The sequence below is a fragment of the Bartonella sp. AP280QHHD genome (assembly GCF_042196125.1).
Lineage (GTDB): Bacteria > Pseudomonadota > Alphaproteobacteria > Rhizobiales > Rhizobiaceae > Bartonella.
The window spans coordinates 114,111-128,390 of the sequence record NZ_JBHIPQ010000038.1; the positions used below are offsets into that span (position 1 = coordinate 114,111).

Here is a 14,280-nt window from a genome sequence, read left to right on the forward strand (position 1 = left end):
AAGGTTTCACGTGAAACAGGATATAAATTACATAATCTTTATAATCTGTCTATGAAATAATCAATGTTTCACGTGAATCATTATTTACCAACACAAAATTCTGAAAAAATAATATCAAGCAAATCTTCAACATCAATATCTCCTGTAATTTTCCCAAGAAAATCACTTGCACAACGGAGATGTTCTGCACGTAAACTGAGATCAAGAGAATGATAATTAAGAGAAAATTCAATCTCTTTAACAGCCTGCTTTAATAATTGAAGTTGCCTTTTACGTGCTGGAACAATATTTCCAATTTTAGAAGCACGATAATGACAAAATGATTCAAGTTCTTTTATAAAATAATCAAAATTTAAACCAGTTAATGCGGAAAATTGTATAGACCAACGCTGATCATTTTTTTCATAAAGATCAAGCTTATTGCCAACACACCATATTTCAGCCGATGTTTCTGGTAAATCAACTTGCTTAGGATTTCTTATATCATAAACCAAAATAACCAAATCAGCTTCCCTAACATGCTGTTTAGCAATTTCTATTCCCATCTGTTCTATTTTATTTTCTGTTTTTCTAAAACCAGCAGTATCGGTTAAAAAAACAGGTAAACCACCAAGAATAATTCTCATTTCTAAAGCATCACGGGTTGTTCCTGCTTCTTCCGTTACAATAGCAACAGATCTTCCTGAAAGACGATTCATAATGCTTGATTTTCCAGAATTTGGAGCACCAGCAATAACAATTTTTAATCCATCACGTAAAATACTCGCACGTTCTCCTTCAGTAATATATTCCCGAATAGAAGTACAAAGATCCTGAACATCTTTCCAAACTTTATCAGATATTGCGTTGGGAATATCTGCTTCATCAACAAAATCAAGTTCTGCCTCAATAAAAGCACGCGCCTTCATAAGCTTATGACGCCAATCACGATAAAGCGTCGTTAAATGTCCACTTGTACCCATAACAGCTAAACGCCGTTGGCTTTCCGTTTCTGCTTCTATTAAATCAGCAAGACCTTCTGCTTGAACAAGATCTAATTTTCCTTCCATAAAAGCACGACGTGAAAATTCACCTGCTTCTGCAATACGGCATCCAGAAAATGTCGACAATTCATCGAGAAAACGATTAACGACTGCTTTTCCTCCATGTAAATGGAATTCTGCACAATCTTCCCCCGTAAAACTATGAGGAGCAGGAAAAAAAACAGTTAAACCAGAATCTAAAAAACTACCATCACGAGCAGTAAGATTTCCATAATGCATAAAACGTGCTTTAGGTAAACGACCACAAAGCGTTTTAACTATATCCACAACATGAGGACCAGAAAGCCGAATGACTGCAACCCCTGAAGGTAACAATCCACTCGAAACAGCAAAGATTGTATCCACAGGTTTTATCCTAATAAAAACTTTAATGACTCTACGTATTCATTGAATCAAAAAATTCACTATTGTTTTTTGTTTGCTTTAATTTATCAATCAAAAATTCAATTGCATCTGTTACATTCATAGATGCTAAAATACGACGAAGAACAAAAATTTTGTGTAAATCTTGTCGTTCTACCAGAAGTTCTTCCTTACGCGTTCCTGACTTTAAAATATCCATAGCAGGGAAAATACGTTTATCAGCAACTTTTCGATCAAGAACAATTTCCGAATTACCTGTTCCTTTAAATTCTTCAAAAATAACCTCATCCATACGACTTCCTGTATCAATCAAAGCCGTTGCAATAATGGTTAAAGATCCGCCTTCTTCAATATTACGTGCTGCACCAAAAAAACGCTTTGGACGCTGGAGGGCATTTGCATCCACACCACCTGTTAAAACTTTACCTGAAGAAGGAACAACTGTATTATATGCACGCCCAAGACGTGTAATAGAATCGAGAAGAATAACAACATCACGCCCATATTCAACAAGACGTTTGGCTTTTTCAATAACCATTTCTGCCACTTGTACGTGACGTATTGCAGGTTCATCAAAAGTAGAAGAAACCACTTCTCCTTTTACTGAACGCTGCATATCAGTAACTTCTTCTGGTCGTTCATCAATTAAAAGAACAATGAGATAACATTCAGGATGATTAGTGGTAATAGAATGAGCAATATTTTGAAGTAAAACTGTTTTTCCCGTCCGAGGAGGAGCTACAATTAACCCTCTTTGTCCTTTTCCCAATGGAGATATCAAATCAATCACGCGTGATGACATATCTTTCTCTGTAGGATCTTGTATTTCCATTTGGAAACGTTCATTTGAATAAAGAGGAGTAAGATTATCAAAGTGGATTTTATAACGAATCTTTTCAGGTTTTTCGAAATTAATTGTATTAATTTTAAGGAGAGCAAAATAACGTTCTCCCTCTTTTGGACTGCGTATGGGACCTTCAATTGTATCGCCTGTTTTTAAAGAAAACGACTGTATTTGTGCAGGTGAAAGATAAATATCATCAGGACCAGGAAGATAATTAGCATCAGCAGATCTCAAAAATCCAAATCCGTCTTGTAAAACTTCAACAACACCTTCTCCTATAATTTCAACGTCTTGTAGAGCAAGTTTTTTCAAGATAGCAAACATTAATTCTTGTTTGCGCATAAGGGAGGCATTTTCAACTTCTAATGTTTCAGCAAAAGAAACAAGCTCAACGGGATTTTTGCTTTTAAGTTCTTGTAGTTTCATTTTTTGCATGAAATATGCTCTTTGTAATTAAGGAGAAGATTGTTCTAAATAATTTATGGAAATTTATGAGTGAAATATTATTAAGAAAAAATATCCTACACTCAATTTTTTTAATCTGCAAGTACCATTTATATGAAATTTGTTCCTGTAATATTAAGTAATTATATGAAAAACTTGAAAAAATATAAAATCCAAATAGTATTTAATTATTTTAATAACAAAAATGTGAGTTAGGATTATAGCATTAATGAAATGCTATTCAAAAGTATTTTTTACAGAAATTTATATTAATAAATTTATATTAAAGAAAGGATTATTCTTATTTATAACTGTGTTTAGTGTGGATTATTATTTATCCTCAATTTTATCCACAAAAGGAACTGAAAAAAGAATAAAAATATCACTATCTTAAAGATATTATCCCCTCTTTTTTTATAAGAGGGATTAAATTATCACAAGCATTTAATTTGTGCATAAAAAAGGAGAATTTTTCATAAATTTTAGTTTTATAAAAAACGGTGAGGATATATACACATGTCTTAACAAGGAGTTAAAATTTTTGTGACAAAAGAAAAAAAATTCTTTCATTTACACATGCTTTCTGATGCAACAGGAGAAACATTAATTTCTGTTGGAAGAGCTGTAGCATCGCAATATGCAATGATTCAGGCAACAGAGCATATCTATCCTATGATTCGTAATAGAATACAGTTACAGAAAGCTCTTGATGAAATACAACAAGAGCCAGGTATTGTTCTTTACACAATGATTGATGAAGAACTTAAACTACTCCTTCAAAAAAAATGCAAAAAAATAGAAGTTCCCTGTATTGATATATTGCATCCTGTTTTAAATGCTTTTCAGTCTTACCTTGGAATGCCAACACATTTACGTGCGAGCGCACAACATGATCTTAATGCAGATTATTTTCGCCGTATTGAGGCACTGGATTTTACAATAGAGCATGATGATGGACAGTCTTCCAGTAGCTTATCCGAAGCAGATGTGATCCTTGTGGGAATTTCAAGAACCTCTAAAACACCAACAAGCATCTATTTAGCAAATCGCGGAATCAAAACGGCTAATGTTCCTCTTATTCCAGGAATTGATTTGCCAGAATCTCTTTTAGAGGTAAAAAATTCTTTAATTATTGGTTTAATTGCTTCAGCTGAAAGAATCTCACATATTCGTCAAAATAGAGATTTAGGAGAAGGTTTTGCTCTTGATAATTATACTAATCGTATCAACATAGCTGAAGAATTAATCCATGCAAAACGCATTTGCGAACGTTTTGGTTGGCCTATTATTGATGTCACAAGACGTTCTATTGAAGAAACTGCTGCTGCAATATTTGAACTGTTATCACGATTTCGTGAAGGAAATGAGAGAAAATTCTCATGAACGCAGATACTTTAATATTAGCATCTCTTAGTTTTTATCGTGCAAAATTATTAAAAAAAGCAGGCTTAAATTTTTCCATTGAAGGAGCTTCTTTTGATGAAAGAGAAGTAGAAAAAAAAGCAAAAGAAAAAACACCTAAAGAACTCAGCTGTTTTCTTGCGAGCGCAAAAGCAAAAAATGTTTCAGACCGTTTTCCTGATGCTTTCGTTATTGGTTGTGATCAAGTTCTTGATTTTGAAGGTCAAGTTTTTCACAAAGCAACAAATATTAAAGAAGCACATCAACGTTTATGTGAATTATCAGGAAAAACCCATTCTCTTCATAGTGCGGTAGCTTTATTTAAAAATGGTCAAAAAATTTGGGTTGAAGCTTTTAGTGCACATATGTCCGTCCGTTTACTCTCATCAGAATTTATTGAACGTTATTTAGCACGCGTAGGAAAAGATGTTTTAAACAGCGTGGGAGTATATCAAATTGAAGGAGAAGGAATTCATCTCTTTGAAAAAATTGAAGGAGATTTTTTTACCATTGTTGGTTTACCTTTGCTGCCTCTACTCATAAAACTGCGCCACTTAGGAATTATTGATGGTTGACTTAACAATAAAAAAAACAAATTATCCGCGTGCTTTTGTTGTTGGTTCTCCAATTCATCATTCAAAATCGCCAAGAATTCACAATTTTTGGCTTAAACAATATGGTTTACAAGGAGAATATCTTGCACAAGAAGTAACATCTGAAGAGTTCAGTCATTTTATTGCGTCTTTACAAAAAATAGGCTTTTGTGGAGGAAATGTTACTTTGCCTTATAAACAGGAAGCTTTTCGTTTAGCAGATTATAAAGATGAGAGAGCAACAATGATTGGTGCTGTTAATACACTTTGGTATGAAGGAGATAAGCTTTGTGCCACGAATAGTGATGCCTATGGTTTTAGCGCTAATCTTGATGATTTTGTATCTGATTGGGGAGGGGAAACAGCTCTTGTTTTTGGAGCAGGTGGTGCCGCACGCGCTATCATATATGCCTTAAAAAGACGCGGATTTGAACAGATTTATTTAATTAACCGTACAAAACAACGTGCTGATAATTTAGCTCAGCATTTTGGAAAAATCATTAAAGTTTACGATTGGCATAAAATCCATGAAATACTTCATCAAGCTGATTTGATTGTTAATACAACCTCTATTGGCATAAAAAGTCCAGAAGAAAAAAGTGATTCTTTTTTTTGCGATTTTCATAAAGCAAAAAAAACGGCATTAGTAACAGATATTATTTATACACCATTGATAACTCCTTTTTTACAACAGGCAAAGGCTTGTGATCTCAAGACGGTTGATGGACTTGGGATGCTTCTACATCAGGCTGTTATAGGGTTTGAACAGTGGTTCGGAATAAGACCACAGGTAACAAAAGCGTTACGGACAGCTATTTTAGAGGATATGAGTGAAAAAAGAGAATGAAGATCATAGGATTAACGGGATCAATTGCTATGGGAAAATCAACAGTTGCTGATTTTTTCAAGCAAGCGGGTATTTCTGTTTTTAGTGCTGATGAAGCAGTACAACAGCTTTATAAAAGTGAGCCAGCTTTGTCATTCATAGAGCGTATTTTTCCTGGTGTGGTTGAAAACGGAGAAGTTAACCGTTTGAAACTTTCTGAAATTTTGATTGATGATAAAGAAAAATTACAAACATTAGAAAAAATAATTCATCCTTTGGTGCAAGAAAAAGAAAGGGAATTTATTGATATAGCGCGTGAACAAGGGAAAAAATTAGTTATTCTTGATATTCCACTTCTGTTTGAAAAAAATGGTGAAAGTCGTGTGGATAGCGTTATTGTTGTTTCTGCTCCACCAGAAATACAAAAAGAACGTGTAATGATTCGCCAAGGTATGAATGAGAAAAAATTTGCCTTTATCAACGCTCAACAAATGCCAGATGAAAAAAAACGAGAACGCGCTGATTTTATTATTGATACAGGGAAAGATTTAGAGAATACACGTCAACAGGTTTTTGATGTGATAAAAAAATTGCTAAAGAATTAAAATTATGCGTGAAATTATTTTTGATACAGAAACAACAGGTTTAGATAAAGAGAAAGATCGCATAATCGAAATTGGTTGTGTAGAAATGGTTGATCGTTATCTCACAGGACGCCAATTTCATGTTTATTTAAACCCTGAAGGCGTTATTATTCCTGATGAAGTTGTAGCAATTCACGGATTAACCAATGAACGCTTGAAAAACGAGAAAAGTTTTAGTGATATTGTTGATGAATTTTTGGAATTTATCAAAGACGCGACAATGATTGCGCATAATGCGAGTTTTGATATTGGTTTTATTAATGCAGAATTAAAACGCGTCAACAAACCGCTTATCAGTGTTGATAATATTCTTGATACATTGGCTATGGCGCGGCGTAAATTTCCTATGGGTCCTAATTCTCTTGATATTTTATGCAAACGTTTTGGAATTGATAACAGCCATCGTGTTCTTCATGGTGCTTTGCTTGATGCAGAGATTCTAGCCGATGTTTATATTGAGCTCATCGGTGGAAAGCAAGGTGTATTGGGTTTTGATAACAGAAGGGGTATTGATGAACATATCCAGAACGATAAAGATACATCTTATGCCGTTAAAATTCGCCCGCAGGCTTTACCTTCGAGATTGAGTATGCAAGAAAAAAAGTTACACGCTGATTTTATCTACAAAATGGGTGAAAAAGCTCTGTGGAATAACTTCAAAATTCATGAATAACATCATCTTTTATCTAAAAGAGTCACGATTGAAATTAAAGAATATCGATGTCAAAAAAAACGGTCGTTGTGGGGAGGGGAACACCACAACGACCCTGTCGCTACATCGTACCTCAGCTATCATAGGAGGAGCAAAATGAAAGCTATTAATCCTGTAACAGCAAAGAAAAGCTCTAGGTACTTAATATAAAGTGCAACGACTTCACGTCTTATGAAGAGAAAAAATGGCTTTTTAGAGGCAAAGTGAAAAAATATATAAGGGTAATTTGTTTTTTTAGCTGAAATGGAGAAAAAATGTCATGAAAGCAACAGATCATCTTTTTTTGGTTGACGGATCAGGCTATATTTTTCGTGCTTATTATGCTTTGCCGCCTTTAAAACGTAAAAAGGATGGACTTCCTGTAGGAGCAGTAGCTGGTTTTTGCAATATGTTATGGAAATTACTTTGTGATGCTCGTAATACAGCTACGGGTGTTGTTCCAACACATTTTGCTGTTATTTTTGATTATTCATCTGATACTTTTCGTAAACAAATTTATCCTGAATATAAAGCGAATCGCGTTGAACCTCCTGAAGATCTAATTCCTCAATTCGCGCTAATACGCCAAGCAACGAAGGCTTTTAATTTGCCTTGTATTGAAAAGGAAGGCTTTGAAGCGGATGATTTAATTGCTACCTATGCAAAGTTGGCAACAAAGGTTGGGGCAAAAACAACCATTATTTCTTCCGATAAGGATCTTATGCAACTCGTAAATACGCATGTATCTTTGTATGATGGAATGAAAGATAAGCATATAGGTATCTCAGAAGTTATAGAAAAATGGGGTGTTGCGCCTGAAAAAATGATTGATTTACAAGCATTAATTGGAGATTCAACGGATAATGTACCGGGTATTCCAGGCATTGGTCCAAAAACTGCAGCTCAGTTGTTAAATGAATTTGGTTCTCTTGATCTTCTATTGCAAAACGTAACAGAAATTAAACAAACAAAACGACGTGAAAACATTCAAGCTTATAGAGAACAAGTTAAAATATCTCGTGAACTTGTCAGGCTTAAAACAGATGTTCCTATAGATAATGATTTAGATGATTTTATTTTGGAGCCACAAGATGGTCCACGTTTAATTGCTTTTTTGAAAGCGATGGAGTTTTCAACATTAACGCGTCGCGTGGCAGAGGCAACAACATGCGATGCAGCTGTTATTGACGCACTTGATATAAATGTTGAATGGGAAAAACTAAGCCCCAGGAATGATTCTGATATCAGGCATGATTCTGATATCAAGAATACTGAGCGCGCATCCCTTCATAATTTTTCTGAAAATTCTCCACAAGTTTTTGCACAAGAACGTAAAGATCAAGCGCTGACTCAAAAAATTACAAGAGATGCTTATACAACAATTCTTGATGAGGAAATTTTAAAAGACTGGTTATCACAAGCACAAGAGCAGGGTTTTTTCGCTTTTGATACTAAAACAACATCTCTTGATCCGATGCAAGCAAAGCTTGTTGGTTTTTCACTCGCATTACAGCCGGAAAAAGCAGCTTATATACCTCTTGAACATTTTGATGAAGGAGAAGAGGACCTTTTGAGGGGCGGGCGCATTGCTTCACAGATTGGGGCTCGAAAAGCTTTAGCACTTTTAAAACCGATATTAGAAGATTCAGCGGTGTTAAAAATTGGTCATAATATAAAATATGATTGGTTGGTGATGAAGCAATACGACATTATGATAAGCTCTTTTGACGACACCATGCTTTTATCATATGCTTTTGATGCTGGAATGTTAACCCATAATATGGATGATTTGTCTGAACGTTGGCTTGAGCATAAACCAATTGCCTATAAAGATTTAACGCATAACGGGAAAAAAATTACTTCTTTTGCACAAGTAGATTTAAAACAAGCAACCCTTTATGCGGCGGAAGATGCTGATATAAAGCTACGTCTTTGGCAAGTATTGAAACCGCAACTTGTTGCTCGTGGAATGACAAAAATTTATGAGCGTCTTGATAGACCTCTTGTAGAAGTTCTTGCAAGAATGGAAGAACGGGGGATTCTTATTGATCGGCAGATTTTATTGCGTCTTTCAGGAGAGTTGGCACAAGCTGCTTTGATTCTAGAAGAGGAAATTTACAAACAAGCTGATGAAAAGTTTAATCTTGCTTCGCCAAAGCAATTAGGGGATATCCTTTTTGGCAAAATGGGATTGCCTGGAGGCGCTAAAACAAAGGGTGGACAATGGTCAACTTCTGCACAGACCTTAGAAGAGTTGGCTGCTGAAGGTCATATTTTACCGCGTAAAATTATTGAGTGGCGTCAACTTTCAAAGCTAAAATCTACCTATACAGACGCTTTGCCTTCTTATATTTTTTCAAAAACAGGGCGAGTTCACACGAATTATTCTTTGGCAATAACATCAACTGGTCGGTTATCATCATCAGAGCCAAATTTGCAAAATATTCCAGTGCGAACTGCTGAAGGACGTAAAATTCGAACAGCTTTTATTGCTCCCAAAGGATATGTGTTACTTTCTGCTGATTATAGTCAGATTGAGTTGCGCATTCTTGCACATATTGCGGATATAAAAGCATTAAAAGAAGCTTTTGCTAAAGGGCATGATATTCACGCTATAACGGCATCACAAATGTTTGGTGTTGCGATAGAAGGAATGCATTCAGATATACGACGGCGTGCAAAAGCGATTAATTTTGGTATTATTTATGGTATTTCAGCTTTTGGATTAGCCAATCAATTGGGAATTTCACGCCAAGAAGCGGGTCGTTATATTCAACTGTATTTTGAAAGATTTCCAGGAATTAAAGATTATATGGAGAAGACCAAAATCTTTGCACGTGAAAATGGTTATGTAGAAACAATTTTTGGACGTCGTATCCATTATCCAGAAATAAAAGCAAAGAATGTAAAAATTCGTTCTCTTAATGAGCGGGCAGCTATCAATGCTCCAATTCAAGGTTCTGCGGCCGATATTATTCGCCGCGCTATGATACATATGGAAGATGCTTTAAAAGCAGAAAAACTATCAGCAAAAATGTTGCTGCAAGTTCATGATGAACTGATTTTTGAAGTACCAGAAGAAGAAAGTAAAAAAACCATGACTGTTGTTAAAAATGTTATGGAAAATGCTACAATACCGGTTCTATCTTTATCTGTACCGCTTGAAGTAAAAGTTATGACGGCTCAAAATTGGGATGAGGCACATTAATTTTTTTATTTATTTTTAAGAATATTGATTGCGTTGGAAAGATTAAGATAGGCTTTGATAGGCAAATGATCTGAAGCAATGCGTGCAAGTGGTGAATAATGATTTTCAATACTTGTTACCAATTGGTGGGGAAAAGAAAAAACTCTATCAAGGGCTAACAAAGGAAAACGAGAGGGAAAGCTTGGTACAACTTCAAAAGTGCTATCAAAATAGGGAGAAAAATGATTTAAAGATGAGCCTTTTCCCATTCGCCATTCATTAAAATCTCCTATGAGGAGTGTAGGCATAAGGGGGCGTTTTTGGAAAATTTCAAGGAGCATTTTTGTTTGTTGTTTACGAGAGTAACGTAATAAGCCAAAATGAGCCGCAATAATACGAATAGGGCCTGCTGCCATTTCCAACTCTACAATTACAGCCCCACGTGGTTCAATACTAGGAAGAGTGACTTGTAAAGTATCACGTACATATCCCTTTCGCAAAAAAAGAGCATTCCCATGCCAACCATGGCCATGAGGTGACATAGTATTAAGAGGTACAGGAATCAAACCGGTTTCAGCTTTTAATAGCTGAAGATTAATCAAACCGATGCGTTCCCCAAAACGTTTATCTGCTTCTTGAAGAGCAAGGATATCAACTTGTAATTCAGTAATAACACGGACAATTCTTGTAGGATTAAAAACTTTATCAACACCTACACATTTATGCACATTATAGGAAGCAACGGTCAGATCATAATTACTATTTTGATTGACGATGTTTGATTGATGATGAGAGCGGCTGTGAATTGTATTTAAAAAGGAGCTATGGAGTTTTTGTTGGATAAAACCGGTAAACCAAGGGAATTTTTGCTTATAAGGGATTTTTGTCATTTTGCGAAAAGAATAGTTTCTAAGAAGCAGAGGGTAAAGATTTACACTAAAAACAAAAGAACCTTGTTTCTTTTAGAAACAAGGTTCTTTAATTAAGTAATGATTTTTGCAATCAATCACGGTTTGAGCCAAGAAACTGTAGCAAGAAGACAAACATATTGATGAAATCAAGATAAAGATTCAGCGCGCCCATAATAACTTTACGTCCTCTGGTATCGCTTTCATCTCCTTCATAATACATCAACTTAATGCTCTGGGTATCGTAGGCTGTTAAACCAGCAAAGATAAAAACACCAATCACAGAGATAGCAAACTGCAAAGCGCTTGATCCAAGAAAAATGTTCACAATCATGGAAAGCAACAAGCCGATCAATCCAATGAATAAGAATGAACCGATTGCTGTGAGATCACGCTTTGTTGTGTATCCATAAAGTGAAAGAGCTCCAAAAGTTGCGGCGGAAATGACAAAGGTTTGCACAACACTTTCTGTCGTATAGCGCAAAACGATTGAAGACAGTGAAAGACCAACCAGAGCAGCATAACCAAAAAAGAGACTACGAGCAGCATTTGTGCTCAATGTATTAATTTTAAAACTGAGAAATAAGACTGCTATGAGTGGTGCAAACATAACAATATAAGAGAATGGCGATGTATAAAATGTTACTCCAAATGGTGTTAGATAAACACTGCTATTGATTTGAGCTGCTGCTTGGCTCATATCTGTTGTCGTTGCTAATGATACAATTGCATAAGCGGCAGCAGCTGTAATAAGCAAACCAATGGCCATTGCATTGTAGACACCCAACATATAGTCGCGTAATCCCTGATCAATTGATGCATCGGCATGAGAAGCAGGTGCCGAACGTAAATCTTTAAAATTAGCCATAATATAAAATCCTTTAGCATATGTTCTGTCAGGTATAGGGCTTTAAAGGTGTCTCTGTCATTACACAGATAAGCTTGGTATAAGCCTTAATTGGGCAAATACAAAAACCCTTAAGAATCACTGACAGAATTCCAGCATATATGCTCTTATTATGGAGATTTATTTAAAAATTACAAGAGATTTATATGAAGAAGGAACCTTACAAATTGGTAAGGAAATAGTTCATTTTAATAAAAAATATTCCCATTTTTTGCCATATTTTTGCAAGATAAAAAGACTACACTCAAAATTTTTTATATTTTCACAAAAACTATGTAATACAATCCCTTATAAAATATTCACTATTTTTGCGTTTATGAGAAGAGCGGCAAGTATCATCACACTATTTTCAACCTCTAATATTGCATCTGTTTTGCACGTTTATAAGAGCTATTGAATTGGATTTTTATATAATATATTGATGTATAATGATAAATTGTCTTTTTGAATGCTAAATGATACTCCGAATATCGCAAGATTCTCTGGTTGAAAATCTGTTCATATTAAATCAATCAAGATTATTGACTTGTGTCTTGCAAGAGACATTGTTTTAATGGATTCAACATGAACAGATTCCAAATAAAAGAGATTTAGGATAGTAAGGGCTTTTATTCAATATGAAAAACGGTAATTTATATTTATAATCAATATGTTGCTTTAACAAGACACCATTGAAAATAGTTGAAAAAATGTTTTTTATTAAACAATATATAAAATAAAAAAGGAGAGTTTTTAAACGAAGCACTTAAGAAAGGCTCTGTAAAATCGATATCTGTAAAAACTAAAAAACGTACGAAAATCAATTGTTCAAATCAAATAAACAGAACTTCAAATGCTGTGAAATGTCTCCTCAAAAATTGTGATGTAGGACACATGGATAAAAAAATATTGATTCTATTTGAGTTCATTTCTTTTGCACTAACTAAGTGTAGAAATGTAAAGTTGAAAAGAAAGTAAGATTTTATAGTCCCATGAAGAGAAACACGTGAAATGACGAGCAACAAGAATTGATTAAGAGAAATCAATGCGTAATCAGACTTGTGACGGTCAATAATCTCTGTTTTCTAAGGCACTGAACATATCAGTGAGAAGATGTACTATTGGAATGACGCCTTGCTTTCATCCAAGTACGCAATTCTTCAATAAGGATGGCAATAACACCGAGAGTGATAAAACTATCTGCAAGGTTGAAAATAGCAAAATAAAAAATATCATCAATATGAAAAAGTATGTAATCAGTGACATGATGAAAGCGAATACGATCAATGAGATTGCCGATGGCTCCCCCAATAATAAGAATAAGGCCAAAGCGCATTAAAGACTTATTATATTCAGTATTTTTCCATAACCATAGAAGAAAGATAATCACAATGATCGTGATGGCGATGATTCCCCACTGAGAAAAGGAAGAAAAAAACGAAAATGCAATGCCAGAATTGCGCACATGATAAAGGGAAAGAAAAGGAATAAGCGAAATTTCTGTTCCTAAAGGCATATTGTGCATAACCCAGTATTTGACAGCTTGATCAAGTACTACTGTAAAAGCCAAGCCCAAGAGAAGAAAAGGGAGTGATTTACGAATCATGTTTTTCCTCACATGGTTCCAGTATTAAATAGGGGCGACGGATTTCATAAAGCATAACAGCTGTTGCTACAGCTAGATTAAGCGAGTCTGCTCGTCCGCTTTGTGGAATACGCGTAAGTTTATCACACCGATTCGTAAGAAGATCTGATAATCCCTGTTTTTCATTCCCCATTAAAAGGATAACAGGACCATTTTTGAAATCAAGTGTCCGATAATCCAGAGATCCTTTGAGATGCGTGCCAACGATCATGCCTTTAAAGTGAGAAGACCAGTTTAAAAAGCCGTTTTCATCAAAACGATAAAGTGGTACAGAGAAAATAGATCCCATGGTTGCACGGACTGTTTCAGGCGAGAAAGGGTCTGTTGTCTCGCCAATTAAAATAACACCTTTAGCACCTACAGCATCAGCGGTTCGAATAATGGTACCAAGGTTTCCAGGATCACGTACACGATCAAGCGCGATGTAAACATCTTTAATCTGCCCTTTTATCATTTCAAAAGAGTGCCATTTTTGCTTGAAAATACCAATAACTGTTTGTGGATTATCGCGTCGGGTAAGTGATTCCATAACCTTTTGTGAGGCTTTAATAACAAAACCACCGTTGGCTACAGCACGTGCGGCAGTATTTTCGATAGTAGCATTACCGATTTCACTTTTAGAAAAAATAAGCGTCTGTATTGTCCAGCCAAGATTGAGAGCATCAATGACCAATTTCAATCCTTCTGCCATGAAAAGACCTTCTCTATTACGGTTTTTCTTTTGGCTAAGTGCTTTAAGATTTTTTATGATGGGGTTGCTAAGAGAGGTAATTTCTTTCACTCTACCAGTTTTGGGTCTACACAT

12 protein-coding genes are annotated in these 14,280 nt (G+C 35.1%); 6 read left to right on the forward strand and 6 right to left on the reverse strand.

Annotated features, from left to right (window positions below):
* Nucleotides 1-80: 80 nt before the first annotated feature.
* Nucleotides 81-1,388 (reverse strand): tRNA uridine-5-carboxymethylaminomethyl(34) synthesis GTPase MnmE, encoded by a 1,308-nt coding sequence (mnmE, locus tag ACFIMK_RS05455; protein WP_375638143.1) that lies wholly within the window; start codon nt 1,386-1,388, stop codon nt 81-83.
* Between the two features lie 31 nt (nt 1,389-1,419).
* Complete coding sequence (gene rho / locus ACFIMK_RS05460; protein WP_015857121.1) at nt 1,420-2,685, reverse strand: transcription termination factor Rho; 1,266 nt, start codon at nt 2,683-2,685, stop codon at nt 1,420-1,422.
* 552 nt (nt 2,686-3,237) lie between these two features.
* On the opposite strand from rho, the gene ACFIMK_RS05465 reads away from it, so the two are divergent.
* The 6 genes from ACFIMK_RS05465 (at nt 3,238) to polA (ending at nt 10,057) form a co-directional block, all read left to right on the forward strand.
* Nucleotides 3,238-4,077, forward strand: a complete 840-nt coding sequence (locus tag ACFIMK_RS05465) for a pyruvate, water dikinase regulatory protein (RefSeq protein WP_375612767.1) — start codon at nt 3,238-3,240, stop codon at nt 4,075-4,077.
* Nucleotides 4,074-4,670, forward strand: coding sequence for a Maf family nucleotide pyrophosphatase (locus ACFIMK_RS05470; protein ID WP_375611343.1), 597 nt, complete (start codon nt 4,074-4,076; stop codon nt 4,668-4,670). The genes ACFIMK_RS05465 and ACFIMK_RS05470 overlap by 4 nt, the downstream gene beginning before the upstream one ends.
* Nucleotides 4,663-5,535 carry a shikimate dehydrogenase gene (locus ACFIMK_RS05475; protein WP_375629126.1) on the forward strand — a complete coding sequence of 291 codons (873 nt, stop codon included), beginning with the start codon at nt 4,663-4,665 and terminating at the stop codon, nt 5,533-5,535. Before ACFIMK_RS05470 ends, ACFIMK_RS05475 begins: the two co-directional genes overlap by 8 nt.
* Complete coding sequence (gene coaE / locus ACFIMK_RS05480; protein WP_375612770.1) at nt 5,532-6,119, forward strand: dephospho-CoA kinase; 588 nt, start codon at nt 5,532-5,534, stop codon at nt 6,117-6,119. The genes ACFIMK_RS05475 and coaE overlap by 4 nt, the downstream gene beginning before the upstream one ends.
* A 4-nt stretch (nt 6,120-6,123) precedes the next feature.
* Nucleotides 6,124-6,831 (forward strand): DNA polymerase III subunit epsilon, encoded by a 708-nt coding sequence (gene dnaQ, locus ACFIMK_RS05485; RefSeq protein ID WP_375629128.1) that lies wholly within the window; start codon nt 6,124-6,126, stop codon nt 6,829-6,831.
* 298 nt (nt 6,832-7,129) lie between these two features.
* Entirely contained in the window at nt 7,130-10,057 is a 2,928-nt protein-coding gene (gene polA, locus ACFIMK_RS05490) for a DNA polymerase I (protein WP_375668168.1), read from the forward strand.
* A 5-nt stretch (nt 10,058-10,062) separates the two neighbouring features.
* On the opposite strand, the gene ACFIMK_RS05495 is transcribed toward polA, so the two are convergent.
* From ACFIMK_RS05495 to ACFIMK_RS05510, 4 genes are all read right to left on the reverse strand, one after another.
* Nucleotides 10,063-10,926 (reverse strand): endonuclease/exonuclease/phosphatase family protein, encoded by an 864-nt coding sequence (locus ACFIMK_RS05495; protein WP_375612773.1) that lies wholly within the window; start codon nt 10,924-10,926, stop codon nt 10,063-10,065.
* 112 nt (nt 10,927-11,038) lie between these two features.
* Nucleotides 11,039-11,812, reverse strand: coding sequence for a Bax inhibitor-1/YccA family protein (locus ACFIMK_RS05500; protein WP_375611347.1), 774 nt, complete (start codon nt 11,810-11,812; stop codon nt 11,039-11,041).
* 1,120 nt (nt 11,813-12,932) lie between these two features.
* Complete coding sequence (gene lspA, locus ACFIMK_RS05505) at nt 12,933-13,436, reverse strand: signal peptidase II (RefSeq protein WP_375611348.1); 504 nt, start codon at nt 13,434-13,436, stop codon at nt 12,933-12,935.
* Nucleotides 13,426-14,280 (reverse strand): TrmH family RNA methyltransferase, encoded by an 855-nt coding sequence (locus ACFIMK_RS05510; protein WP_375668167.1) that lies wholly within the window; start codon nt 14,278-14,280, stop codon nt 13,426-13,428. The genes lspA and ACFIMK_RS05510 overlap by 11 nt, the downstream gene beginning before the upstream one ends.